The sequence below is a fragment of the Parashewanella sp. 2304DJ23-3 genome (genome assembly GCF_056591695.1).
The window spans coordinates 1-24,836 of the sequence record NZ_JBWQOH010000010.1 but is presented as its reverse complement, the minus strand read 5'-3'; the positions used below and the strand labels follow the sequence as shown (position 1 = coordinate 24,836).

Sequence of the window (24,836 nt, the reverse complement as noted above, 5' to 3'; positions counted from 1 at the left end):
TGATTTTATTATAGGCAATAAAAAAGGCACTAAGAGTGCCTTTTATAAAGGTGAGTGTTACTTAGACCTTTAAACCAACTAACAGTTGATCAAGCTGCTCGGCAGTAGCGTGTAATTCATCACAACCTGAAACAGCATTGTTGGCTGATTCTTCCACATTATGGGATTGATTGCGGATTTCCATCAAATTGCCTGCAATTTCGTTTGCAACGGCGGATTGCTGCTCAGCGGAGCTTGCAATTTGAACGCTCATATCAAGTACTTTGTCGCTATGACTAGAAATATTTCGTAAATCATCACCCGTTTTCATAACATGAGACTTACCTTGTTCAGCTTGCTCGACCGTTCTCGACATTACTTGGGTGAGGGCGCTTGCGCCAGATTGCAGAGATTCGATCATGCTTTTTATCTCTACAGTGGCATCTTGTGTACGCCCTGCTAGCGTTCTGACTTCATCTGCAACTACGGCAAAACCACGGCCTTGCTCGCCAGCACGTGCTGCTTCAATTGCAGCGTTGAGTGCGAGTAAGTTGGTTTGCTCTGAAATCGCATTAATGGTTGTCACGACTTCATCAATGCGTGAGGCATTGTCATTCAACTCATTTACTGCATCAGAGGCATTTGAAATATCAGTAGCTAAAGTGCCGATAACTTTAACTGTGTTTTCAATATCTCTAGAACCAATTGATACTTGGGTATTTGCTTCTTGAGTTTCCATCGAAGACACTTCAGCGTTTCGGGAAACTTCTTTAACTGCTGCAGTCATTTCTTCCATAGCTGTGGCAAGTGAGTCAAGGTGCTGTCTTTGATTAACAGCTAACTCTTGGCCTTGACCTGCATTGCCACGGAATTCATTGACCACATTGCGAATCTGATCCGTTGATTGAATAATTTGTTTGACTAATTGATGCTGCCTGTCAACCAAAGTATCAATGCTGATCGCTAAATGGCTGAATTCATCTGGTACTTTAAAAAAGTTAAGACGGCTGGTTAAATCACCATCTGCAGCACGTTTTAATGCCATAACCGTAGTGTATAAAGCCCCACGAATAAAGGTTGAGATATAATAAGTCGCCATCCAAACGAGAAATATTAATCCAGCAGTTACAATATAAATAATTTGTTGATCGTCGTTAATGATCTCGTCCACGTGCTTCATTGAAGAAGAGCTTTGTTGTGTCGAAATGGAAGAGAGAAAATTATCTCTTTGGTTAGCAGGGATGTAATCTAAAGCTGCATCAACTATTCTTTGCTTTTGTTGAGTACTTTGAGTACTCGCATATTTATTAAATTCTCCCGATATCTTTCCTAACTCGTAATGAGAGGCAAAAGCTAAAAACGCTAATGCTAAAATAGAAATGGTTGCTAAAATAAAAAACTTTTGTCTTATTGTTGTTTGAATCAGATACTTATCGATCCAACGAAATTTTACTTCTTTCATAATTATACTCTTATGCCTTTTAGTAGCACTTTTTATGAGTGACCCCAAATACAATATCGGCTCGAGAACCTACGACTTAAGCAATTAAACACCAATTGCTGAAATTTTATCTTCCGTTGAAAAATTGTTATCGACATTTTACATCTTGATCATTTTACAGGCCAGTAGTTGTTAGTCATTTTGACTATAAATTTGTAATAACGTGATGACAATCAACTAATACGGAATTGGATTCTGTAACGAGTAAAGTATTGGCTTAAATTGAGCGTTTATCTCTTATATAAATCAATTTACTCTAGAAAAACCAAGAGCATTAGCGTAAAATTTCCGTCTTTTTTATTCTTGATTGTGTAGCGAATTCATAGCTTCAAAATTCATAAGGTAAGATAGATTCTCTTATTTAGAATTCTGTGGTTTTTCCAACATGCAGTGGAAATTAAAATGCAACAACTAAACGACATTGTATCTAATGCTTTAGAAGTAATAGAGCAAACTAGTGATTTAAAAGCACTAGATGATATCCGAGTGGATTACTTGGGTAAAAAAGGTCAGATTACGGCAATGATGCGTATGATGGCTACTTTAAGTGCGGAAGAAAAGCCTGCATTTGGCCAAAAAGTTAATGATGCTAAGCAAACCGTTCAAAAAGCGTTAAACGCTAAAATTGAAGGGATGAAACTTGCTGAACTAGAAGAAAAGCTGAAAACTGAACAAGTTGATGTGACGCTTCCTGGTCGTGTAACTGAACTTGGTGGTTTACATCCAGTCACTCGAACTATTGAACGTATTGAGGACTTTTTTGGCGAGCTTGGTTTCCAAGTAGAAAAAGGCCCAGAAATTGAAGATGACTTTCATAACTTCGATTCGTTAAATATTCCTGACGATCATCCAGCTCGAGCGGATCACGATACGTTTTATTTTAACCCTAAGTTAGTTCTCAGAACTCAAACTTCAGGTGTGCAAATCAGAACGATGGAGAAGAAAGATCCACCTCTACGTATTATCTCCCCAGGTCGTGTATATCGTAACGATTATGATCAAACTCACACACCGATGTTCCATCAGGTAGAAGGTTTGATGATTGATAAAAAGGTTAACTTTGCTGAACTCAAAGGTATCCTGCATGATTTTCTTCGTAACTTCTTCGAAGAAGATTTAGAAGTTCGTTTCCGTCCTTCTTATTTCCCGTTCACTGAACCATCCGCAGAAGTTGATGTTAAAGGTAAGAATGGCTGGTTAGAAGTATTAGGCTGTGGCATGGTGCATCCGAATGTACTGCGCAGCGTAGGTTATGACCCAGAAGAATACACAGGATTTGCATTTGGTATGGGCGTAGAGCGCTTATCAATGCTTCGTTATGGCGTAAATGATTTACGTTCATTTTTCGAAAATGACTTACGTTTCCTTAAGCAATTCAAATAGCGGAGCAAATTAACAATGAAATTTAGTGAATCTTGGCTTCGTGAGTGGGTAAACCCTGAAATTTCTCGTGAAGCGCTTTCAGAACAGATCACCATGGCAGGGTTAGAAGTTGATGGTGTTGAGCCAGTTGCTGCTGATTTTTCTGGTGTAGTGGTTGGTGAAGTTGTCGAATGTGGACAGCATCCTGATGCAGATAAGTTGCGTGTTACAAAAATCAATGTCGGTGGTGAAGAGCTGCTTGATATCGTTTGTGGCGCACCAAATTGTCATTTAGGGCTTAAAGTTGCCGTTGCAGTCGTTGGTGCAAAATTACCAGGTGACTTCAAAATTAAGAAAGCCAAGCTACGTGGTGTTCCTTCTCACGGTATGCTTTGTTCTTATTCAGAGTTAGGCATCGATATTGAAAGCGATGGCATCATTGAACTACCTCTTGATGCAACCGTTGGCACAGACATTCGTGAATTTTTAGATTTAGATGATGCCATTATTGACGTTGATTTGACGGCAAACCGTGCGGATTGTCTCGGTATGGTTGGCTTAGCTCGTGAGGTTGCAGTACTTAATCGTATGCAAGCGACAGAGCCAACTTGGGAAAAAGTTGAATCAAGTATTGCTGATAAAGTTGATGTTAAATTAACTGACTCAGTTTCATGTCCACGTTATCTGTCTCGTGTAGTTAAAGGTGTTGACGTTAAAACTGCTACGCCTTTGTGGATGCAAGAGAAACTTCGCCGCAGTGGTATTCGTTCTATTGACCCTATTGTTGATGTGACTAACTATGTATTGCTTGAGTACGGTCAGCCAATGCATGCATTTGATGCGGCTAAGATTGATGGTGCAATTGAAGTTCGTTTGGGTAACGGCGAAGAAAAGCTAACTTTATTGGATGGTAACGAAATTACAGTTCCAGCAGATACGTTAGTCATTGCTGATAAGAGCAAAACTCTTGCATTAGCGGGTATCTTTGGTGGTGAAGAATCAGGCGTAACAGAATCTTCAACTGATATTGTTCTTGAATGTGCCTTTTTTGCACCTTCAGCTATCCGTGGTAAAGCTCGTGTGCATGGCTTACATACTGATGCATCACATCGCTTTGAACGTGGTGTAGACCCACAAATTCAACACAAAGTAATGGATAGAGCAACACGCTTAATTCTTGATATTTGTGGTGGTCAAGCAGGTGACGTTGTAGAAGCTGTTGCTGCAGAAAACCTTCCTCAAGAGAAAACAATTACTTTACGTCGCAATAAGCTTGATGGGCGTTTAGGTCACTTTATTAGTGATGAAGATGTTGTTGAAATTCTTACGAAGCTTGGTTTTGATGTTCAAGTAGGTGAAGGAGGTTGGTCAGTTGTTACTCGTACCTATCGTTTTGATATGGCAATTGAAGAAGATCTGATTGAAGAAGTTGCAAGAATTTATGGTTATAACAATATTCCAAACATTGCTCCACAAGCAAATTTGGTTATGTCTGACCATCAAGAATCCGACTTGTCAGTTCGTAAAGTTCGTCAAACTTTGATCGCTCGTGGATTCCAAGAAGCAATAACATATAGTTTTGTTGATCCTAAGCTTCAGCAGTTAATTCACCCAGAGCAAAAAACAATGGTGTTACCGCACCCAATTTCAACTGAAATGTCGGTGATGCGTTTGTCTATGTTTACAGGTCTGTTGACTACGCTTGCTTATAACCAGAAGCGTCAACAAGGTCGTGTCCGTTTATTCGAAACGGGATTACGCTTTGTCCCTGATGACGCTGCAGAGTCTGGTGTTCGTCAAGATGCGATGATTGGTGGCGTTATTTCTGGCACCAATGTGGACGAACATTGGTCGATGGAAGCTAAAACCGTTGATTTCTTCGATCTTAAAGGTGATTTAGAAGCAATTATGGGGTTGACAGCAGCAGCTTCAGAATTTACTTTTAATGCTGCTCAGCATCCTGCTCTTCATCCAGGGCAATGTGCTGAAATTTTGAGAAATGATCGAGTAATCGGTTATATTGGAGCAATTCACCCTAATTTGGAAAAACCGTTTGGATTAAACGGCAAAACCATTGTTTTTGAGGTAGAATTGGACGCCTTGTTACATGTTAAGTTGCCAATAGCAGAAACTGTTTCTAAGTTTCCTGCAAACAGACGTGATATCGCAGTCGTTGTCGATGAAAATATTTCTGCTGGGGATATCATTGCTTCCATAAGAAAAAGTGGCGATAATCAGCTAGTTGGCATAAACTTGTTCGATGTATATCAAGGCAAAGGTGTTGAGCAAGGCAAGAAAAGCTTAGCTATTGCACTTACATTACAAGACAAAACACGTACATTAGAAGAAAAAGAAATTATGGAGCAAGTTGACTCTATAGTTTCAGTTCTTAAGACTGAGTTCAACGCATCGTTGAGGGATTAAAGTTATGGCACTTACCAAAGCCGAAATGGCAGAACATCTTTTTGAAGAGCTTGGTATTAACAAGCGACTAGCCAAAGAGATGGTTGAGTTGTTCTTTGAAGAAATTCGTGGAGCGCTCGAAAGTGGTGAGCAAGTCAAGCTATCTGGCTTTGGCAATTTTGACCTTAGGGATAAGAATCAAAGACCGGGAAGGAATCCAAAAACTGGTGAAGATATACCAATTTCGGCTCGCCGAGTGGTAACTTTTCGACCAGGACAAAAACTTAAAAGCCGCGTAGAGAAATCTAACGCTGGCAAGTAAAGTAAAAATAATAAAAGCCACTCAATTGAGTGGCTTTTATTTATTAAACGTAAAATAACGCTTAACTGTATTTATTCGAAAGACTTCTTATTATCGCAGCTAAACTTGGTGCAATGCTTTGATGAGCGGGATAACACAATCCAATCCTTCTGAACATTCTCGGGCCATCAAAATTTACTTTCGCTAGTCTTGGTTCATCTTCAATAAGTCCATCTGGCAAAAAACTAATTCCAAAACCACCCAGTACTAATGATTGCACCAATGATTTTGATGCTGCTTTAGCAACTAAGTTTAACGATATATGATTGCATGCCAATAAGCCGATGGTTTGTTGATGGGCTTTACAAGGTGGGCATTCTATAAACGGGTAACCATGCAGTTTTTCAGGTGTTACAAGTTCTTCGCTTGTAAGAGCATGGCTTGAAGGCACACAAAGAACATAGTCTTCCTCCCATAGTGGAATAAATATCTCATCTTCGTGTTTTAGCTCTTCAATGATTAATCTGGCATCAGCTTGTGAAGACAGTTCAACCAATTCAAGATCTAAGTGCTCAATGGCTTCATTACAAGTGGTAAGTACTTTCGAAAGCCTACGTTGACTTAAGTCAGGCATGACAGCTAATTGAAACTTAACTCTGTTTGCTTTTTGCTTGAATAAGCCAGGAAGCTCTTTTGCTTCTTCAACTAATTTTAAAGCAAGAGGGTATAGGTATTGAGCATTATCTAGTGCTTTTACGCCTTTCTTACTTCGCTCAAATAGTTTCCCGCCGAGTTGTTCTTCTAGCTGTTTAAGCCCAGCAGAAAGCGATGGCTGGCTGACATGGCATCTGTTCGCTGCTGCTGTGATGTTATTTTCTTCAAAAATTGCGATAAAAAAGCGTAATAATCTTAAATCAACCATATATACTGTGTTTGTAGCTGTATCAATAGGCTCAGCCTATCATATCTAGCTGAAATTAGTATTTTTCAATTGTTTTTATGCTACCTATACTAAGCCCACTTTCCTTAATACTGCTTTAAATAAGCGATATTAAAAGATATTTCAATTGATTAACAAATATAGGCAAATCTAATGACAGATTCGAAAACTAAAGAGTTAGTAGTTATTACAGGTGCATCTTCTGGTATTGGTGCTGCTATTGCAAAAGCTTTTAATAATGCTGGTCATCCGTTACTTCTTCTTGCACGTCGTATAGAAAAAATGGAAGAACTTGGCCTAGAAAACACAATGCTTGCAAAAGTAGATGTTACTGATCGTGATGCTATGACTGCTGCTATTAAAGAAGCCGAAGCTAAGTTTGGCCCAGTAGGTGGTTTAGTTAATAACGCAGGTGTTATGTTGCTAGGTCAAGCTGATGTGCAAGATCCTGCAGAATGGCAAAAAATGATGGATGTAAACGTTATGGGCGTATTAAACGGAATTCACTCAGTTTTAGCTGACATGAAAGAACGTCGTAACGGTACAATCATCAACATAAGTTCTATTGCCGGTCGTAAAACGTTTGGTGCTCATGCTGCTTACTGTGGGACTAAATTTGCAGTACATGCATTAACTGAGAACATCCGTGAAGAAGTTGCACCATTTGACGTACGTATGGTAACAATTGCACCAGGTGCTGTTGAAACGGAATTACTTGGTCATACGACCAATAAAGACATCGTTGCGGGTTATGAAGATTGGAAAGGGTCAATGGGCGGTGCTATTCACCCTGAGACAATTGCTGAAGCTACATTATTTGCTTTCCAACAACCACAAAGTGTTTGTATTCGTGAAATCGTAGTTGCAGCTACACGCCAAGAGCCATAATCACTGGAATGCTTTCTTCTGTGAATTCAAAAAGCCCTGATTTTTTAAGTCAGGGCTTTTTATATAATAAGAGTTGTACTAAATTAGTCTTTCTTTTTTTTCTTCAGTCCAAGCCCTAATTCCCTGCCTCTCAAACGAGCATAGTAAGAAAACCCGATTAAAAGCCCCATCAATAGAGTTGATTCAACAATTGCAAAAGCTCGAATGCTTTCTTCAACATAAAGCAGAGTAAAGCTATGCAATAAATAAATACATAAAATAAAACTGGCCCAAGCAAAGGTGTATGGCTTACCTTTTAATATGCCTCTTATTGGGAATATCAGCGGTACAATCCAGAGTAAAGAGAAAATCCAGCTGTAGGTGCCATTGAGTCCCAATTGAACAAAGTAGCCTCCAAGCAGAAGCAGTAAAGCTAAATAACCAACCTGGTTTAACTTGAGTAAAGTCTGAGTTTGCATCTTTGTCTCATTAAATAATGTCTAATACATTTTCTGGTGGGCGACCAATAACAGCTTTACCGTTAGCCAGTACAATGGGTCTTTCAATGAGCCTTGGTGTTTCAACCATGGCATTGACAAGCTCTTCACTTGTTTTATTTCCATCTGATAAGTTCTGCGCCTTATATTCGTCTTCTTTCGTCCGCATCATCTGTCTTGGTTCGAAATTTAGCAGCTCAAGTAATTTTTTAATGTCACTTGCACTAGGTGCCTCTTTCAAATATTCCACAATTGTGATTTCACAGTTGTTTTCTTCTAAGAGCGCAAGTGTTTGGCGGCTCTTAGAACACCTCGGATTATGGTAGATGGTTGCTTTTGTCATTATTCAATAGCCTATATTTTTTATATCTTTAAATTTTATCAAACTGTGAGATAGATAGCTAAATCTAATATTGCTACTTACTTCAACTCATCAAGATCTCTATCGGCTTGTTTAAACTGCCTAATTTTAGCTTCAATTCGAGCCAACTGGAGTGAGTTGTTTTTTGTCTTTTGGTGGGCGTAGTTCAACTGATCTATTGCTCCCTTATAATTAGCCGAAAGGGCAAGTAACTCCGCCTTTGCATAGTGTTCTAATGCTGACTTACCTTCTTTGTGATAAGCATCAAACAGTAATTGATACGCCAATACATTTTGTTTATCTAAATATATAGACTCTTGCAACAGTGGTATCGCTTTTTGTGGTTTGCCTTCTTCAATATAAGCATTAGCTAAATTGATATTGATAACTTGTGATGTTGGTTTCAACTGAAGTTGTTCATTCAACATTGTAACGGCTTTATTGTATTCACCGGCTTCAAGTAATAAATCGGTTTTCGTATCTATATAGAATAAATTTTCAGGATCTTTCTTTAGCAATTGGTCAATGATTTTAGTTGCAGGCTTAAACTCCTCAAGACGAAAGAGGGCAAGTGCTTTGCCGTAAAGCGCAGCATCCTTAAAAGCAAACGTTTCTTTTTTTAGTTGGTTTTCAAACATGCCCAATGCTTGTTGTGGGTTATAGCTTGAAAAGCGAACTTGAATTCGAGCTTTAGCCAACTGAAAGTTTATATTATCTGGTATATAGCGATGTGGATAAAGTGCGGCACGGTTTCTTGCTTCTGAGATACGTGACTCTGGGAGTGGATGAGTTAACAGCATTTCAGGTAGCTTGGTTGTAAAACGGTACTTAGCTGCTAACTTATTGAAGAAAGTGTAAGCGGCTTCAGGATCAAAACCAGCATCAACCATCACTTTTGTACCAATTCTATCAGCCTCTTTTTCGAAACTTCGAGTGTAATTAATTTTTGCTTGAGTAGCTAAAGCTTGTGTTGTTGCTAAAGCAGCTATACCAGCCTGAGGCGCTGCAACAGTCAATAAAATCGCACCTAAAACACCAGCAATAGTTGCGGGGCCAGCCTTTTGTGATGCTTCGACTTGTCGAGCCAAATGTCTTTGGGTGACGTGTGTGATTTCGTGAGCGAGTACAGATGCGATCTCGCTTTCATTATCAGCGTTTAAGAAGAGCCCTGAATGAACACCCACATGACCACCAAAAAATGCAAAAGCATTAATTTCATCATTTCTAAGCAAGAAAAACGTAAAAGGCGTTTTTACATCAGTTGCATGGGCAACTAATTTATTACCCAACTCCGTCAGGTACTGCTCAAGCACGGGATCATAAAGCATAGGCGCAGACGAGCGAATCACCCTCATGTATGCGTCGCCGTATTTTAGTTCTTTATCAATACTAAATGTGTTGTTTGCTGCACTTCCTAAATCTGGTAGGTCAGTATTGGCAAAACTATGCGCAGCACTCATCAGTAAAAAGGCACCAGATAGGGATGTCAATAAAGGCTTGAATAGCTTCTTGAATGCATGTGTTTTCAAATTAGGCCTATAATTTATTTTAATGATATTTACATACTAGCTTGTGGTTTCTGCTACAACTTAGGATAATAGTATTAACAATCATTGAGCAGTCTGACTATGCTTTGTATTGATTTAACCAATTTTCGCTGTCCTTTACCATTAGTAAAAACCAAATTAGCACTAAAAACATTACCGGAAGGCGAAAAATTGCAGGTTTTATTATCTGACCGTAATTCTAGGCACGATGTTCCCAAGTATTTGATCAAAGAAGGTTACTTTGTTCAGGAAGTAAGCAATTCCTCTGAATTACTTGAGCTTATTGTTGCAAAATCAAATAGAGAACAACTCTAATATGTACACATTATTATCAAATTGGTACAAAGACAGGTTTAGTGATCCTCAAGCTGTTACTTTAATTCTTATTATTGCTTCTATCTTTTTCTTAGTCTATTTTGCCGCTGGTATTCTAGCTCCGTTAATTGTTGCATTGGTTCTAGCTTTTTTACTTGAATGGCCAGTTAATCAGATGCAGCGCTTTGGCATTAATAGGACATTTGGTACAAGTATCGTTGTTTTATGCTTTATCGGCTTAATGCTTATGGTTGTATTAGGTGTAATTCCGAGTGTTTGGAAGCAGGGGAGTGCTTTACTCTCTGAGCTGCCAGAGATGATTGATAAAGGCATGGTAATTTTGAAAGAACTTGCCGAAAAATACCCTGAATACATAAGTATTGATCAATTAAATGCTTTAGTTTCAGAAACTCAATCAATGGTTGATACTCAGCATTTATTTGATTTAGGCAAACAGCTATTGGGAGTTTCAGCGTCTATTTTAGTGTTAATGGTTTATGCTATTTTAGTCCCACTGCTTGTATTCTTTTTCTTGAAAGATAAACAATCTTTGATCGCTGGCAGTAAACGATTTTTTCCGAGTAACCGTCAACTAGCAGGGCAGGTTTGGTCAGAGATGCATCAGCAACTGTTTAACTATATTCGCGGTAAAATCATAGAATTGGTAGCAGTCGGTGTTGCAAGTTACATTTTCTTTGCCATCATGGGTTTGCAATACGCTGTGCTACTTGGGGTGTTGACTGGTGTGAGTGTCCTCATCCCATTTTTAGGTGCAACATTAGTAACTCTACCAATTGTGTTAGTTGCATTTTTCCAGTGGGGTATAAGCCCTGAATTTGGTTACTTATTGTTAGGTTACGGTATTATTCAAGCTATTGATGGGAATGTATTAGTTCCATTGTTATTTTCTGATGCTGTGGATTTACACCCGGTCATTATTATTGCCGCAGTATTGATTTTTGGTGGCATCTGGGGGGTATGGGGTGTGTTTTTTGCAATTCCTCTCGCATCTTTGATCAAAGCCGTTATCAATGCTTGGCCTAAAACTACTTAAGCCATATGTAGATTATTCACTCCTAGGGCTAATAGTTAAATATTTTCCTGTTTCTGTGCGAAAACAAATTTCTAATCCCTCCTGCGTTGATGTTGGAGGGGTGTTAGAAAGTGTCAACTGATAAATCTCATTCCAATGTTCAGTTGCTAGACTTCCTAATGCATGGCTAATTACACTCTCGTCTGAGCTAAGATTAAGGTCACCAAAGGCTATAGTGACATTTGTATCGCTCAAATCAAAATATTGACTTAGATTTGAGTCAAAACCTGAACTTGAATTTGCTAAAGGTAATACTTCAGGGGGAGTCGCTCTAGAAGGATTTTGAGTTATTTCTGTTTGTATTGGACTATACACATTACTTGATAACCTCTGAAAATGCTGATTCATGGTAGTTCTTGTTTTTAAAGCAGCACCTGGAATTAAATTTTCCTCTCCATGCATAAGTTTAACTTTATATGTTGAAACATTGGAATCTGCTCTAAGTGAGTTTCCTGATTGTTCAATTTCGAAGCTTACTAAGTCGTGATTTTCTGGTTTGAAAAACATCATAATTGCTGCTGTAGCACCTTGAATACTTTCATAATCAGAAGAAGTGTATATCAGATATAAATAGTTTTTGAATGCAAGAGTATAATCACTTGCAGTATTATCCTTTATAAAACGGCCTAGTCTCTGTGCGACTAATCCAACTTTTCCTTCAACTTCCTCGTTTCCAGGAGGAATACTTGATGCAGCTAATCTATCAATATAACTATCAATTTGTGCTCTAGGTGTTAATGCTTGTGCCATAATAGACTAATATCGATTGAACATGATTTTATTCTATAATACAAAGCATAAATAGAAGATGGGGAAGAGATGAAACAGTGTTTATATAAGAACAAAGGCTAAATAAAATTTAGCCTTAAATGGAAAAGGGTATTACGAAAGAAAATCTAAAACCACTTCATGATGGTTTTTAGTTTTAAACTTATCAAAAACATGTTCAACTTTGCCATCTTGTGAAATCAAAAAGCTTAATCTATGAATTCCATCATAAATCTTACCCATAAATTTCTTTTCTCCCCACACACCAAAGGCATCTGCAATGGCATGGTCTTCATCACTTAAAAGGCTAAAGTTAAGTTCTTGTTTATCTGAAAATCGTAATAGCTTTGCTACTGGATCTGGGCTTATTCCGAAAACGGTCACATTATTTTGTGCAAGATCGGTTTTTGAATCACGCAACCCGCATGCTTGTACAGTACAACCGGGGGTGCTTGCTTTTGGATAAAAATAAACAAGTACAGGCCCAGATTTAAGTGCATCTTTTAGATTATGCGAATTCCCAAACTGATCGTTTAGGGTGAAGTTTGGTGCAATATCACCTTTAACTAATGTTTCCATTATTGTTCCTTTTTATTAGTTGGAATCACTCATACGTTTGATAGAGCAGCTAAGATCTAAACTCATAGCAAATGCTTCAACTTCAGTTTCAATTGCATTTAAATCTAATTCTTCCGGCACATTAACAGCAAGGTCAATTTGTTGATAAGGTTTGCCATTGATATCTTCTTCTGCATGAGAACCAAATGTGGCAAGATCCATCGATTTATCAGCAAGAAACTCAGTGATTGCTTTCATTGTTCCGCGTTTATCTTGTCCGCAGAAACTAATTTGAAAACGAGACGAATAACTTGTTGTTGTGTGCTTCGATGTTCTTTTTACAACTGTCATTAATTCAAGTTCAAGACTTAAGCTAGGTATGGTACTTTCAATCTTTGTAATGGCTGACCATGAGCCCTCTAGAAGCATAATTAATGTAAATTCATTCCCAAAAATAGCCATTCTGCTATCAACAATATCACAATCACAATCACTGGCTTGGCGAGCTAATTTGCTCACGATTCCTGGGCGATCAACCCCCATCGCAGTAACGACAAGTTGATGGGTCATGCATTTACCTCTTTAATAGATAAGCTGTATAAATAATAAGAAAGTAATCCTATCATAATTTATCCAGTTGTTTGTACTTGTCATTATTGATATCGAACAGTAACATACCTTGATTCTTATAAATGGGGATTTCAGATGTTTAAAGGTAGCTATGTTGCCTTAATCACTCCAATGAACTTGGATGGTAGTATTGATAATGAAGGGCTAGAAAAACTGGTCGATTTTCATATCAAAAATGGTACAGACGGAATTGTTGCTGTTGGCACTACAGGTGAATCTGCAACTGTGACACTCGCCGAGCATGTTAAAATCGTTGAACAAGTCGTCAGGTTTTCAAATGGCAGGATCCCTGTAATTGCAGGAAACGGAGCGAATGCTACAGCTCATGCAATCGAGTTAACAGAAGCATTAAATGGCACAGGTGTTGATGGAATGTTGGGGGTTACGCCCTATTATAATAAACCATCACCAAAAGGTTTGATCGCTCATTATAAAGCGGTTGCTAGTCATACTGATATCCCGCAGATCCTTTATAACGTACCAGGCAGAACTGGTGTCGATATGCAGCCTGAAACAATTGCAGAGTTATCAACCTTAAATAATATTGTAGCTGTTAAAGAAGCAACGGGTGATCTGACGCGTTTACATAAACTCAAAAATTTATGTGATGACTCTTTTGGGCTGCTAAGTGGTGATGATGCGACAGCGTGTGAGTTTTTATTATCTGGCGGTGATGGCGCTATCTCTGTAGTGAATAATATTGCTCCACATCTCTATAAGAAAATGTGTGATTCAGCACTTAACGGGGATAAAGAGAATGCTTATGAATTTGATAACAAGCTCTCTTTGCTACATAGTTCCTTATTCGTAGAAGCTAATCCGATTCCTGTAAAATGGGCTGCTTTCGAGCTTGGTCTCATAAAAAATAATACAATTCGTTTACCTTTAACTGAACTTTCTAGTGCAAACTATGGTCTGGTTAAAGAAGCAATGGAAAAAGCCCAACTAGAGGTTAAATAAATTAATGCTAAAACAAGTTTCGCCGTTGGTTTTAATTTTAGCTGTTTCAGCTTGTTCTACACCAATTGAAAGAAGACAAGCCAATGGTAGCGATGATTACATCAACGCAAAATCAGAATCTAAACTTGTAATTCCTGAAGGATTACACGAACCTAAGTACAACAAAGAATACCAAATTCCTAATGTTGAAAAGAACGCTAACCCATTATTAGGTGATGCATTAGACATACGTCCTCCTTTACAAGTGTTGCCTACAGCGGAAGGTACTCACGTTGAAGATGCCGGTAATGGCATAAAAATCGTGATCGAATCGATTGATAGTGCGACGAATTTAAAGCAAGAAATTACGTCTTCTATAAAAGCATTTTTAAAACATCGTGATATTAAGATCTTAAAAGAAACTACAGATCCTCTTTCTATTCAAACTGACTGGATTGAAAGCAAAGAAGTCATTGATTCAAGTATGTGGGGCAGTGATAAAGTTTATACACTTCGCCAACGCTATGAGTTTGATATCAACATTAAGCCTCATGGACGTACTGGTGATATCACGATAAAACTGATCGATCATCATGAAGACTATAACGGTACCGAGCAAAATATTATGTTAACTGGTGATGATGAACATCGATATGCCGTTGACATGCTTAACAGTGCAATTGGGTATCTAAGTCACTCTCGTGATAAGTCGATTAAAGCTAAACGTATTGCTAGAAGTGCCGGAATATCGACTAAGTTTATTTCTACACCTACTGACTCACAGCATTGGGTAGCGAAAGCTGAATTCCAAAAAGTGTGGGATAGATTGAGAATTGTACTGCCTGAAGCTGGTTTTGAAATTGTTGATGTCGATACAAATAAAGGTTTGTACTATGTAGACTTCAAACAGGAAACTGGTTTTTGGAGCTCTTTATGGGGTGACAGTAAAGAACTAAAACTAGAAAACGGTTCTTATCGAGTTATTGCAAAAGATGGAAGTCTGCCAAATACTACAGATATTCGAATTTTGACACCTGACGAGAAGCCGCTCCCTACTGAGTCAATGGACGGTTTAAGTGAAATATTTGTTAAATTGATGCAAGAAAAGCGCAGTTAGAAGCATTAAAAGGCGTCTATGTGGCGCCTTTTTAACCTGCAGCTATTTGAATTTGTAAGTAAAAGTAAAATAGCTTGATGCTGCATAAATATTAATTAAACTGCCCAGTACTTTTATGCATTCATCGAGCTGTTATGAAAACAATTATATTTTCAGTTTTATGCTTTAGTCTGGCGCTGAGTTTCAGCCAGAATATTCAAGCCAAAAATAATAATCAAAAAACCAGTCCTCTTCCAGTTGTTGTAGTTAAGCCTGCCACCTATTCAAAGTTAAATGATGAAATTGAAGCGCTTGGTAATTTAGAAGCCAGTGAATCTATCATCGTGACATCTAAGGTAACTGAAGTTGTCACAAAAATTGAGTTCGACGATGGTCAAAAAGTAAAAAATGGTCAGTTACTCGTTCAGCTTAGAGATGCTGAACAGCGTGCTCAACTACGAATTGCTCAAGTTAACCTAAAAAATAATGAAAGAGAGCTCAATCGTATCAAAACACTTGTTGAAGAACAGTCTGTCGCTGAACTAGAGCAAGATAGGCTCCAAACTGCCATTGATACAGCAAAAGCAAATCGTGACAGCGCAGTAGCCGATTTAAAAGATAGACAAATTAGAGCGCCATTTAGTGGCGTTCTGGGGTTAAGAAAAATCAGTGTTGGTTCTCTCGTCACCCCTGGAACTGAAATGACTACTTTAGATAACATTTCCACGTTAAAATTGGATTTCACGGTTCCTGAACGCTATCTACAAGTTTTGAAACCGGGTAAAGTTGTTGAAGCTTCAGCAGTTGCTTACCCAGGAGAAGTCTTCAAGGGGAAAGTAAAATCAATTGATACTAGAATTGACCCAACTACAAGAGCTGTTGTGGTGAGGGCTCAGCTTGATAATTCCGAGTCAAAATTGTTACCAGGTATGCTGATGACAATTGATTTGATCAAAGAAACACGCAGAGCATTGATCGTTCCAGAGTCAGCAATTATCCCTCGACAAGACAGACAATATGTTTATATCGTAAACGACAAGAATGAAGTCGTGCAGCAGCAAGTTGAACTCGGACTTCGTAAGCTTGGTATTGTTGAAATCGTTAACGGACTTAAAGAAGGTGATAAAGTCATTACTCGTGGCTTCTTGAAAGTGAGACCTGGAGATAAAGTTAAGCCACAAAACGATGATAACTTTACTTATGAATCAATCAAGCAAGGTTCTGTCGCATGATTTTGACTGACTTATCGGTAAAACGTCCTGTTTTTGCATCCGTTATCAGTTTGCTGCTAATTGTTTTTGGTTTTGTAGCATTCGATAAATTACCTTTACGTGAATATCCAAATATTGATCCACCTATTGTTTCAGTTAAAACCAGTTATCGTGGTGCGAGTGCCGCCGTTGTTGAAAGCCGAATCACTCAGGTTATTGAGAATCGGATTAGTGGTGTTCAGGGAATAAAATTTATTTCTTCTCGAAGCAGAGATGGACGCTCTGACATCACAATCGAATTTACAACCAAAACGGATATTGACTCCGCTGCTAATGATATTCGGGACAGGGTATCAGGCATTCTAAAAAATCTGCCTACAGAAGCTGAACCGCCTGAAATTCAAAAAGCTGACAGTGATGACGATGCCATCATGTGGTTGAACTTAGTCTCAACTAACATGAATACATTGCAACTTACTGACTATGCCAGACGTTATTTAGTCGACCGTATCTCTGTTGTGGATGGTGTGGCGAATATCTTCATTGGTGGTGGTAAAAACTATGCTATGCGAGTTTGGATTGATCGCCAAGCGCTTGCTGCTCGTGGTTTAACGGTCAATGATATTGAAAACAAACTGCGCAGTGAAAACGTAGAATTACCTGCAGGTTCAATTGAATCTAAAGAGCGTCATTTCACCGTTAGGCTGCAGCGTAGCTATTTAAACCCTAATGATTTTAAGAACCTTGTACTAAAAAAAGGTGACGATGGTTACTTAATCAAACTGGGTGATGTTGCTAAAGTTGAAGTGGCTGCAGAAGAAAATCGAATCATGTTCCGTGGTAATGGCGAATCCATGATTGGGTTAGGTGTTGCTAAACAATCAACGGCAAACACGCTAGACGTCGCTCGTGGTGTAAATAAACTGGTTGATCAAATAAATCCGACACTGCCTGATGGTATGAAGATTAAGCGATCCTATGATAGTTCAGTGTTTATTGAAGCATCTGTTCAGGAAGTTTATAGCACGCTAATTATTGCGTTAATTCTCGTTGTGATCGTTATTTATCTATTCCTTGGTAATGCTCGAGCAATGTTAATTCCGGCGATTACGGTTCCAGTCTCTTTAATGGGTACCTTTATCGTACTGTATTACTTAGGCTATACGATTAACTTGTTAACCTTACTGGCATTGATTCTAGCCATTGGCATGGTCGTCGATGATGCCATTGTAATGTTAGAGAATATACACAGAAGAATAGAAGAAGGTGAGACGCCACTTAAAGCTGCTTATTTAGGCGCAAGAGAAGTTTCGTTTGCCGTCATTGCTACTACTGCAGTATTGATTTCTGTATTTATGCCAATTACATTTTTGGATGGTGATTTAGGGCAATTGTTTAAAGAGTTCGCCGTTACTATGAGCTCAGCAATTTTCTTCTCGAGTATTGTTGCGCTTACTCTCAGTCCGATGATGTGTTCAAAATTGCTTAAACCATCAAAGGAAGATACATGGTTAGCTAAAAAAGTTGAATCAGTCATGAATTGGTTGATTAACAAGTATAAAGGCTTGTTGCACTTTTCTATCAAACATCCTGCATTGATCTCGATGATTGTAGTGATTGCGTTTGGTTGTTCATACTTATTGGTAAAGAAAGTCCCACAAGAGTTTGCGCCTAGAGAGGATCGAGGCTCATTATTCTTAATTGTAAATGGACCTCAAGGTGCAAGTTTCGAATATATTGAAAAATATATGACTGAAATTGAACATCGATTGATGCCATTAGTTCACCAAGGGGACATTAAGCGCCTATTAATCCGTGCACCTAGAGGGTTTGGTCGAGTATCAGATTTCTCTAATGGTATGGCAATCATTGTATTGGAAGATTGGTCGAAACGTCGGCCAGCTAATGCCATTATTGCTGATATACGAAATAGGCTTTCTGATCTTGCTGGTGTTAGGGCATTTCCAGTTATGCGCCAAGCTTTTGGTCGAGGTGTAGGTAAACCGGTACAGTTTGTATTGGGAGGCCCAACTTACGCAGAATTAGCACACTGGCGTGATATTATCATCGAAAAAGCTAAGAAAAACCCTAAACTTGTGGGCTTAGATGATGACTATAAAGAAACGAAACCACAAATTCGAGTAGTGATTGATAAACCTCGTGCGGCAGAGCTCGGTGTCTCGGTCTCACAGATTGGTAAAACCCTTGAAACACTCCTTGGTTCACGTGTTGTAACGACGTATATGCGTGACGGTCGTGAATATGATGTGTTACTTGAAGGTGATCGAAAACAGCAAAATACCGCTGAGGATATGAATAATATTTATGTTCGTTCAGATACGAGTGGTAAGCTGATCCCGTTGTCTAACCTTGTTTCTATTCAAGAGTTTGCGGACGCCAGTTCGCTTAATCGATACAATCGAATGCGTGCAATTACGATCGAAGCAAACTTAGCAGATGGTTATTCATTGGGTGAAGCTTTGTCATACTTAAACGGAATCGTAAAAGATTACCTTCCAGCAGAAGCCACAGTTAGCTATAAGGGGCAGTCGCAAGATTATCAAGAGTCTGGTGACTCAATTTACTTTGTGTTCGTTTTGGCACTGGGTGTGGTCTTCTTAGTCTTAGCTGCACAATTTGAGAGTTATATTCATCCTGCGATTATTATGCTTACTGTACCTCTTGCGACCTTAGGTGCATTAATTGGTTTATATGTAACAGGGCAGAGTTTAAATATTTACAGTCAAGTTGGCATTATTATGTTGGTCGGATTAGCGGCTAAAAATGGTATTTTGATTGTTGAGTTTGCGAACCAGCTCAGGGACAGGGGGGTTGAGTTCGAAAAAGCATTAATTCAATCTTCTTGTCAGCGTCTAAGACCCATTTTAATGACCGGCATTACATCTGCCGCAGGTGCTGTACCTTTAGTTTTAGCTTCTGGTGCTGGTGCAGAGACCCGTTTTGTAATTGGTATCGTTGTGTTATTCGGAATTATCTTGGCAACGATCTTTACATTGCTGGTTGTACCCGCTGCCTATTCATTGTTTGCACGTAAAAGTGGAACACCAGGTTCGGTAACCAACGAACTTGAAAAGCAATTGCGTTAAACTTAGTTAAGAGCCTCAATAGAGGCTCTTAACTTATCTGTCTACATCCTTTCAATTCATTTCAGTTTAACGCCACCAATAAGTTAGTAGTTGGCTAAGTAATTCTTTTTAATTAGATGCTTATGGTTTGAATATTTTTCATGGCAATCTTTTTTTTTGGTTGGTTAGTGACATTTGTCATATCGAATTAATGACAGCTGGCTATATCGTTAAGCGTACGAATAGTAATAATTAACTCATCGACTCGCACTGCAAGGAAATGTCATGAGTAATAAACAAAAGCTATCCATAGGTGAAGTGAGTGAATTATCTTTTGCTTATAAAGATACTCTGGTACTGGATGGAATTAACTTAGAAATAAAACAGGGAGAAACACTCTCAATCTTAGGGCCAAATGGAGCAGGTAAAACAACGCTAATTAAAAGCATGTTAGGCCAAGTCAGTACCAAAACTGGTAAAATACAAATCATGGGGCATCAACCTGGCTCTATGGAGCTCAGACGCTTGTCAGGTGTTATGCTTCAAATTTCTGGCCTACCTGACATGTCTACGGTTTCAGAGCATATTAAGCTTTTTCAAAGTTACTATCCCAACCCTATGAGTTACCAGAAAGTGATCGAGTATTCAGGGCTTAAAAATAAAGAGCACGAATACAGTAAGAATCTATCAGGCGGACAAAAACAACGTTTATTATTCGCTTTGGCCATTTGTGGCAATCCAAAGGTTTTATTTTTAGATGAACCGACGGTAGGAATGGATATTGATTCGAGAAAAGCGTTATGGAAAGCGATCGAAGAATTAAAAATCACGGGAACTTCAATTCTATTAACAACACACTATCTAGAAGAAGCAGATAGGCTGTCAGATAGAATCATCATTTTGAATAATGGCCGAATAACCAAAGAAGGAACACCGGCAGAAATTAAGTCTTACACTAACGTTAAAACCATTAAATTTCATTCGTCAGTTCTCATTGAGCATTTTTCAGATGCTATTACTGTTGATCATTATCTAGATAATGAATTAAACCAATACTGCTATTCAATTACGTCTCGCCATGTTGAAAAACTACTGAAAAATCTCTTCAAAAGAGAGCTTCAGATTCAAAACTTAACCATTGCTGGAGCAGATTTAGAGCAAGCATTCTCAGCACTCAACTTAAACTCTGTTCAAAAAGATTCAATTTTGGAGGTAGCGTAATGAATATTGTAACCCCGGCTAAAGTGAATTTAGTTAATATATTTTTATTGGAATCCATTTCTGAGTTCAAGCGATTGGTTCGTACTCCAGCTTTTAGTTTACCCACAATCTTATTTCCCGTGATGTTCTATGTATTTTTTGGGGTGATTTTTGCTAAAAACCCGACAAGTGCACCAACATATTTAATGATAACTTATTGTGTATTTGGCATCGTAGGCCCAGCTTTGTTTTCATTCGGAGTTGGGATTGCAGTTGAAAGAGGGCAAGGGTGGTTTAACTTAAAAGAAGTTTCGCCAATGCCAGCCTCAGCGTATGTTATTTCTAGAGTTATATTGAGCGCAATATTCGCAGCTATCATTGTTTCGATTCTATTTGTCATTGGTTCAATGGCTGGAAACGTTGACTTAGCAGCAACTCAATGGTTGAGTTTGAGCGGAATATTCATTCTAGGTTCTTTGCCATTTTGCGCTATTGGCCTGACGCTCGGTTTAATGTTGAAGTCGAACAGTGCCGCAGCGATTATAAATCTAATCTACTTACCAATGAGTTTCTTATCAGGTTTGTGGATCCCAATTAATATGATGCCGGGATTCCTACAGCAGTTTGCAAATGCACTCCCTCCTTATCATTTAGCTCAGCTAGCGTTGAAAGTAACAGATATGGATGTCGGTGGTTCAGTGATAAAGCATATTACTGTTTTGGTGATGTACTCACTGTTGTTTTCATTTCTTGCGATTAAGGCGTATTACCGTAAAAATAAAGGGTAGTTCTGATATACACTCTGCGGCAGGATTGCGTAACCTCTAAACACAATCCTGCTTGATCGGCCACTCAATTTGATCAGAGTAAGAGCTCGGTAGCACTTTTCGAAATTTAATTTGTTCTGGTTAACTCCTTTAAATAGAATTCGCCGCCTGCATTCTGCTGGTGGCATTTCAACTTATCGATGTCTGCTCACTTCAGGATTCCTTCCAATCAAAAAGGTACATAAATGAGCACTAAATTAGCTAACCCAGCTCCACTCGGTCTAATGGGATTTGGTATGACTACGGTATTACTTAATATTCATAATGCCGGTTTTTTTCCTATTGACTCGATGATCTTATCAATGGGTATATTTTATGGTGGTATAGCTCAAATTATTGTTGGCATTATGTGCTTCATGCGTGGTGATACTTTTGGTACTACGGCATTCACTTCATATGGATTATTTTGGTTAACCTTAGTGGGTTTAATCTTGATGCCAAATGCAGGTGTTCAGGCGAGCTCTCCTGCGTTTATGGGTTGGTATCTAGTCCTTTGGGGAATGTTTACAGGGTTTATGTTTATTGGTTCATTAAAATACCCTAAAGCGAAGCAATTTGTATTTGGTTCACTTACTGTTTTGTTCTTCTTACTCGCAGCTAGAGATTTCACTGGCAGCCAATTATTGGGAACAATAGCGGGTTATGAAGGGATTATTTGTGGCTTAAGCGCAATATACTTTGCAATGGCACAAGTAATTAATAATGAATATGGACGTGCAGTGCTTCCTGTAGGTGAAAACAAATAGCATTAGATTTCATTCCAGTGCTCATTATTGGGCGCTGGAATATCAAGTATCTCCTGTAATCCTATAGAACCTAAACTGTTCATTCTGATCAGAAAATCGTTTATCTGTGTTTGAAATGCGCTTAATGTATGACTTATCTAAATATGTCGACTATCAAGTGAGACAAATATGAATAGCATACTTGTAACAACAGATTGGCTTGAAGAACATTTGAATGACCCTCATTTAGTGATTTTAGACGTCAGCATGAATAAAGTTGTTGGTCGTGTTCCACTTGAATATCAAAATCCTAGCTACATTCCCAACAGCATAAAGCTCAGCCTTGAATCTTCCCTTTGTGATGTGAGATCAAACTTCGCCAATACCTTCCCAACAGTTAGTCAGTTCGAGGCAGAAACATCACAATTAGGCATTACATCTGAAAGTACCGTTGTTGTTTATGACAATCAAGGCATTTATTCATCGCCAAGAGCTTGGTGGATATTTAAAACGATGGGAGTTGAAAAGGTGTTTGTGCTGGACGGTGGCCTACCTAAATGGATACGTGAAGGTAAAATAGTGGTTCAAGAAGCACAAATAGTTGGATCAGGTCAGAGGCTCAATGGTTTTAAACCTGTGTATATTCAAGAGAATGTGTGTGATTCTAATTATGTATTAAAATCCATCAATATGGATTCGGTTTCTATTATTGATGCTCGTTCAAGTGAACGGTATTTAGGCTCAGCCCCAGAGCCTAGAAAGGGGCTTAGAGCAGGACATATCCCAAATTCACTCAATCTTCCCTTTGCTTTAGTGTTAAATAATGATTGCTACAAGCCTGTAGATGAATTGGTCCAGTTATTTGCTAATTTATCCGTAAATAAGAGCCAAAAACTCGTCTTCACTTGTGGTTCCGGTATCACTGCTTGCATTATCATGTTAGCTGCAAGGATTGCTGGTTGTGATAATACAGCTCTTTATGATGGGTCGTGGGCTGAGTGGGGAAGTAATCCGTCATTGCCGATCGCCTAGCGAACGCGTGAATGTCTAGAGTCTTATTTGTAAGTGGTCTTTAGGAATCACGTTTACAACAATATAATTAATGAGGTCATAATGAAATCGCATCCGTTTGATACTTTGAAACTGAGAAATGGCTCTTCTGTTATCTTCACACCTTGCCCTGGGACAAAAGGTGTTTCTTTAGTAGATTCTGTTGTTCAGTTAAAACAAGCTGGAGCAAAAGCGTTGTTATCGTTAATGTATGATGATGAATTGAAACATAATAGTGCCGAAACACTTCCACAAGTGTGTACAACTCACGGTGTTCGGTGGTTTCAATTACCAATTTTGGATGATAAAGCACCAAACGAAGACTTTATGAAGGCATATATTCAATGTTTGCCAGAGTTATTAGACATGCTTGAGTCTAAAGAAACAATAGCTGTTCACTGCCGTGGCGGTGCAGGGCGAACTGGTTTAGTGATTGCGATGCTGATGTACGAAATAGGTTACAGTAAAGATGAGGTTATTCAAGAGGTACAAAACATGAGACCAGTTGCTTTAGTAAAAACTCCTCAGCGTTCATTCTTTGATAGTTTTAAACGTTCGAGTAATTAAGTCATTTACTGAAAAAATATTGGATACTACTAATCAATCATTTTTCTATTTGTGTTAGTAGTATCTTCCGCTGACAACATCATAAAGCTGTTTTCGTTCATGACATATAGAATAAATTTAATTTTGGACATCCTAATTCATTATTCAAAATAAACGTTTAGTTTAGCTTATGATATAAATTGATAAGCTTAGTGTGATTTACTCAAATACAAGCCAAACTAGCACAAGCTGTTATGGTGAATAATAAGCATCATACTGTATGAGTTGTAATATGGTGTTTCTAGCTCATTTTTTTCCAAAATGGTTTGGATCTTTAACTCAGAAATGTCATTGAAAGCTTCGTGATAGATTAGATTTTATAGTTGAATATATTTTAATTTAAAAACAATAATTTCCGCTGTATAAAATCACAGTGTTAAATAAATTCCTGTTTTCAGGACAAAAAAGGAAAAAATCCTGCTTTTAGCTGGTAAGTCCTTTCAGTTGATTTTGATAAGTTATTGAAATATTTGTATCAAATGTTTTATAGTTGTGAAATTAAAATCTTTGAAGGAAAAAGGTCTGATGAGTAAAAGAAGGACTTTTTCCCTCTAATAAGCTGTTATGTTGCACAAAATAAAGGAGACCATCGCATGGAAGAACAAATTAAAACAGATACAGTTGCGTCACATACAGAATTGAAAGCTCGTTTAAAACGTATGTATATAACTTGGTTATGGATTTTTCTTCCTTTTTTGGGATTGCCAGTCGCTCCTGAAGTAAAAAGCGGCATAATTATTTCTGCAGCAATCATTGCATCAATTTGTTCTTTTGCTGTGATTTTCGTTCCAACAAATAGAAAATTAATTTATGTACCTGCCGCATGGTTATTGGCTATTGGGTTATTAATAATTTTGAAATTTGCTATGGCTTAGCAAGTGCAACATAACAAGTCACTCAAGAAGGACAAAAAAGTGTTGGCTTTTGTCGCTTCGCTCCAAAATTTTAGCCAACAATTTTTTGCCTCTTAGTGA

General features: G+C 38.3%; 24 protein-coding genes. 16 read left to right on the top strand and 8 right to left on the bottom strand.

Annotated features, from left to right (window positions below):
* Window positions 1-61: 61 nt before the first annotated feature.
* Window positions 62-1,441, bottom strand: coding sequence for a methyl-accepting chemotaxis protein (locus tag AC1EU2_RS15485; RefSeq protein WP_480299185.1), 1,380 nt, complete (start codon window positions 1,439-1,441; stop codon window positions 62-64).
* Window positions 1,442-1,882: 441 nt separating this feature from the next.
* Here AC1EU2_RS15485 and pheS point away from each other — a divergent pair, with 441 nt between their 5' ends.
* From pheS to ihfA, 3 genes are read left to right on the top strand one after another with little or no spacing between them, the layout of a single operon-like run.
* Window positions 1,883-2,863, top strand: a complete 981-nt coding sequence (gene pheS, locus AC1EU2_RS15480; protein ID WP_129947409.1) for a phenylalanine--tRNA ligase subunit alpha — start codon at window positions 1,883-1,885, stop codon at window positions 2,861-2,863.
* 15 nt (window positions 2,864-2,878) lie between these two features.
* Window positions 2,879-5,266: a phenylalanine--tRNA ligase subunit beta gene (gene pheT, locus AC1EU2_RS15475; RefSeq protein WP_480299184.1), complete on the top strand. Its 2,388-nt coding sequence runs from the start codon at window positions 2,879-2,881 to the stop codon at window positions 5,264-5,266.
* Window positions 5,267-5,270: 4 nt separating this feature from the next.
* Complete coding sequence (ihfA, locus tag AC1EU2_RS15470; RefSeq protein ID WP_129947411.1) at window positions 5,271-5,567, top strand: integration host factor subunit alpha; 297 nt, start codon at window positions 5,271-5,273, stop codon at window positions 5,565-5,567.
* Window positions 5,568-5,628: 61 nt separating this feature from the next.
* On the opposite strand, the gene AC1EU2_RS15465 is transcribed toward ihfA, so the two are convergent.
* Window positions 5,629-6,468: a LysR family transcriptional regulator gene (locus AC1EU2_RS15465; RefSeq protein WP_480299183.1), complete on the bottom strand. Its 840-nt coding sequence runs from the start codon at window positions 6,466-6,468 to the stop codon at window positions 5,629-5,631.
* Window positions 6,469-6,639: 171 nt separating this feature from the next.
* Between AC1EU2_RS15465 and AC1EU2_RS15460 the strand changes: the two genes are divergently transcribed.
* Complete coding sequence (locus tag AC1EU2_RS15460) at window positions 6,640-7,374, top strand: SDR family oxidoreductase (protein ID WP_480299182.1); 735 nt, start codon at window positions 6,640-6,642, stop codon at window positions 7,372-7,374.
* Between the two features lie 83 nt (window positions 7,375-7,457).
* Here AC1EU2_RS15460 and AC1EU2_RS15455 read toward each other — a convergent pair whose 3' ends face one another.
* The 3 genes from AC1EU2_RS15455 to bepA form a co-directional block, all read right to left on the bottom strand.
* Window positions 7,458-7,832 carry a DUF2069 domain-containing protein gene (locus AC1EU2_RS15455; RefSeq protein ID WP_480299181.1) on the bottom strand — a complete coding sequence of 125 codons (375 nt, stop codon included), beginning with the start codon at window positions 7,830-7,832 and terminating at the stop codon, window positions 7,458-7,460.
* Window positions 7,833-7,842: 10 nt separating this feature from the next.
* Window positions 7,843-8,193: an arsenate reductase (glutaredoxin) gene (arsC, locus tag AC1EU2_RS15450; protein ID WP_480299180.1), complete on the bottom strand. Its 351-nt coding sequence runs from the start codon at window positions 8,191-8,193 to the stop codon at window positions 7,843-7,845.
* A 77-nt stretch (window positions 8,194-8,270) separates the two neighbouring features.
* Window positions 8,271-9,701: a beta-barrel assembly-enhancing protease gene (gene bepA / locus AC1EU2_RS15445; protein ID WP_480299285.1), complete on the bottom strand. Its 1,431-nt coding sequence runs from the start codon at window positions 9,699-9,701 to the stop codon at window positions 8,271-8,273.
* A gap of 138 nt (window positions 9,702-9,839) precedes the next feature.
* Here bepA and AC1EU2_RS15440 point away from each other — a divergent pair, with 138 nt between their 5' ends.
* Together AC1EU2_RS15440 and AC1EU2_RS15435 are read left to right on the top strand one after the other, a co-directional pair.
* A complete protein-coding gene (locus tag AC1EU2_RS15440) occupies window positions 9,840-10,073 on the top strand; it encodes a sulfurtransferase TusA family protein (RefSeq protein WP_480299179.1) in 234 nt (77 codons plus the stop codon).
* 1 nt (window position 10,074) lies between these two features.
* Window positions 10,075-11,127 (top strand): AI-2E family transporter, encoded by a 1,053-nt coding sequence (locus AC1EU2_RS15435; RefSeq protein ID WP_480299178.1) that lies wholly within the window; start codon window positions 10,075-10,077, stop codon window positions 11,125-11,127.
* A 12-nt stretch (window positions 11,128-11,139) separates the two neighbouring features.
* On the opposite strand, the gene AC1EU2_RS15430 is transcribed toward AC1EU2_RS15435, so the two are convergent.
* The 3 genes from AC1EU2_RS15430 to AC1EU2_RS15420 form a co-directional block, all read right to left on the bottom strand.
* Window positions 11,140-11,916, bottom strand: coding sequence for a hypothetical protein (locus AC1EU2_RS15430; RefSeq protein WP_480299177.1), 777 nt, complete (start codon window positions 11,914-11,916; stop codon window positions 11,140-11,142).
* A gap of 132 nt (window positions 11,917-12,048) precedes the next feature.
* On the bottom strand, window positions 12,049-12,513 hold the full coding sequence (gene bcp / locus AC1EU2_RS15425; RefSeq protein ID WP_480299176.1) for a thioredoxin-dependent thiol peroxidase: 465 nt from the start codon (window positions 12,511-12,513) through the stop codon (window positions 12,049-12,051).
* Window positions 12,514-12,528: 15 nt separating this feature from the next.
* Window positions 12,529-13,062, bottom strand: a complete 534-nt coding sequence (locus AC1EU2_RS15420; RefSeq protein ID WP_480299175.1) for a glycine cleavage system transcriptional repressor — start codon at window positions 13,060-13,062, stop codon at window positions 12,529-12,531.
* Between the two features lie 135 nt (window positions 13,063-13,197).
* Here AC1EU2_RS15420 and dapA point away from each other — a divergent pair, with 135 nt between their 5' ends.
* The 10 genes from dapA (at window position 13,198) to AC1EU2_RS15370 (ending at window position 24,737) form a co-directional block, all read left to right on the top strand.
* Complete coding sequence (gene dapA / locus AC1EU2_RS15415) at window positions 13,198-14,082, top strand: 4-hydroxy-tetrahydrodipicolinate synthase (protein ID WP_480299174.1); 885 nt, start codon at window positions 13,198-13,200, stop codon at window positions 14,080-14,082.
* Window positions 14,083-14,086: 4 nt separating this feature from the next.
* On the top strand, window positions 14,087-15,178 hold the full coding sequence (gene bamC, locus AC1EU2_RS15410; RefSeq protein WP_480299173.1) for an outer membrane protein assembly factor BamC: 1,092 nt from the start codon (window positions 14,087-14,089) through the stop codon (window positions 15,176-15,178).
* Window positions 15,179-15,312: 134 nt separating this feature from the next.
* Entirely contained in the window at window positions 15,313-16,389 is a 1,077-nt protein-coding gene (locus AC1EU2_RS15405) for an efflux RND transporter periplasmic adaptor subunit (protein ID WP_480299172.1), read from the top strand.
* Entirely contained in the window at window positions 16,386-19,475 is a 3,090-nt protein-coding gene (locus tag AC1EU2_RS15400) for an efflux RND transporter permease subunit (protein WP_480299171.1), read from the top strand. Before AC1EU2_RS15405 ends, AC1EU2_RS15400 begins: the two co-directional genes overlap by 4 nt.
* Before the next feature lie 264 nt (window positions 19,476-19,739).
* Complete coding sequence (locus tag AC1EU2_RS15395; protein ID WP_480299170.1) at window positions 19,740-20,675, top strand: ABC transporter ATP-binding protein; 936 nt, start codon at window positions 19,740-19,742, stop codon at window positions 20,673-20,675.
* A complete protein-coding gene (locus AC1EU2_RS15390; RefSeq protein ID WP_480299169.1) occupies window positions 20,675-21,442 on the top strand; it encodes an ABC transporter permease in 768 nt (255 codons plus the stop codon). Before AC1EU2_RS15395 ends, AC1EU2_RS15390 begins: the two co-directional genes overlap by 1 nt.
* Window positions 21,443-21,666: 224 nt before the next feature.
* On the top strand, window positions 21,667-22,227 hold the full coding sequence (locus tag AC1EU2_RS15385) for an acetate uptake transporter (RefSeq protein ID WP_480299168.1): 561 nt from the start codon (window positions 21,667-21,669) through the stop codon (window positions 22,225-22,227).
* A gap of 168 nt (window positions 22,228-22,395) precedes the next feature.
* Window positions 22,396-23,238, top strand: coding sequence for a sulfurtransferase (locus AC1EU2_RS15380; RefSeq protein ID WP_480299167.1), 843 nt, complete (start codon window positions 22,396-22,398; stop codon window positions 23,236-23,238).
* An 81-nt stretch (window positions 23,239-23,319) separates the two neighbouring features.
* Window positions 23,320-23,823, top strand: coding sequence for a phosphatase domain-containing protein (locus AC1EU2_RS15375; protein ID WP_480299166.1), 504 nt, complete (start codon window positions 23,320-23,322; stop codon window positions 23,821-23,823).
* Window positions 23,824-24,455: 632 nt separating this feature from the next.
* The gene (locus AC1EU2_RS15370; RefSeq protein WP_480299165.1) at window positions 24,456-24,737 is read left to right on the top strand and encodes a hypothetical protein; all 282 of its coding nucleotides are present in this window, start codon (window positions 24,456-24,458) and stop codon (window positions 24,735-24,737) included.
* Window positions 24,738-24,836: the final 99 nt, after the last annotated feature.

Coding starts and splice junctions, on each gene's coding strand:
- AC1EU2_RS15485 (WP_480299185.1), bottom strand. CDS start 1,441: ATGAAAGAAGTAAAATTTCGTTGGATCGATAAGTATCTGATTCAAACA.
- pheS (WP_129947409.1), top strand. CDS start 1,883: ATGCAACAACTAAACGACATTGTATCTAATGCTTTAGAAGTAATAGAG.
- pheT (WP_480299184.1), top strand. CDS start 2,879: ATGAAATTTAGTGAATCTTGGCTTCGTGAGTGGGTAAACCCTGAAATT.
- ihfA (WP_129947411.1), top strand. CDS start 5,271: ATGGCACTTACCAAAGCCGAAATGGCAGAACATCTTTTTGAAGAGCTT.
- AC1EU2_RS15465 (WP_480299183.1), bottom strand. CDS start 6,468: ATGGTTGATTTAAGATTATTACGCTTTTTTATCGCAATTTTTGAAGAA.
- AC1EU2_RS15460 (WP_480299182.1), top strand. CDS start 6,640: ATGACAGATTCGAAAACTAAAGAGTTAGTAGTTATTACAGGTGCATCT.
- AC1EU2_RS15455 (WP_480299181.1), bottom strand. CDS start 7,832: ATGCAAACTCAGACTTTACTCAAGTTAAACCAGGTTGGTTATTTAGCT.
- arsC (WP_480299180.1), bottom strand. CDS start 8,193: ATGACAAAAGCAACCATCTACCATAATCCGAGGTGTTCTAAGAGCCGC.
- AC1EU2_RS15440 (WP_480299179.1), top strand. CDS start 9,840: ATGCTTTGTATTGATTTAACCAATTTTCGCTGTCCTTTACCATTAGTA.
- AC1EU2_RS15435 (WP_480299178.1), top strand. CDS start 10,075: ATGTACACATTATTATCAAATTGGTACAAAGACAGGTTTAGTGATCCT.
- AC1EU2_RS15430 (WP_480299177.1), bottom strand. CDS start 11,916: ATGGCACAAGCATTAACACCTAGAGCACAAATTGATAGTTATATTGAT.
- bcp (WP_480299176.1), bottom strand. CDS start 12,513: ATGGAAACATTAGTTAAAGGTGATATTGCACCAAACTTCACCCTAAAC.
- AC1EU2_RS15420 (WP_480299175.1), bottom strand. CDS start 13,062: ATGACCCATCAACTTGTCGTTACTGCGATGGGGGTTGATCGCCCAGGA.
- dapA (WP_480299174.1), top strand. CDS start 13,198: ATGTTTAAAGGTAGCTATGTTGCCTTAATCACTCCAATGAACTTGGAT.
- bamC (WP_480299173.1), top strand. CDS start 14,087: ATGCTAAAACAAGTTTCGCCGTTGGTTTTAATTTTAGCTGTTTCAGCT.
- AC1EU2_RS15405 (WP_480299172.1), top strand. CDS start 15,313: ATGAAAACAATTATATTTTCAGTTTTATGCTTTAGTCTGGCGCTGAGT.
- AC1EU2_RS15400 (WP_480299171.1), top strand. CDS start 16,386: ATGATTTTGACTGACTTATCGGTAAAACGTCCTGTTTTTGCATCCGTT.
- AC1EU2_RS15395 (WP_480299170.1), top strand. CDS start 19,740: ATGAGTAATAAACAAAAGCTATCCATAGGTGAAGTGAGTGAATTATCT.
- AC1EU2_RS15390 (WP_480299169.1), top strand. CDS start 20,675: ATGAATATTGTAACCCCGGCTAAAGTGAATTTAGTTAATATATTTTTA.
- AC1EU2_RS15385 (WP_480299168.1), top strand. CDS start 21,667: ATGAGCACTAAATTAGCTAACCCAGCTCCACTCGGTCTAATGGGATTT.
- AC1EU2_RS15380 (WP_480299167.1), top strand. CDS start 22,396: ATGAATAGCATACTTGTAACAACAGATTGGCTTGAAGAACATTTGAAT.
- AC1EU2_RS15375 (WP_480299166.1), top strand. CDS start 23,320: ATGAAATCGCATCCGTTTGATACTTTGAAACTGAGAAATGGCTCTTCT.
- AC1EU2_RS15370 (WP_480299165.1), top strand. CDS start 24,456: ATGGAAGAACAAATTAAAACAGATACAGTTGCGTCACATACAGAATTG.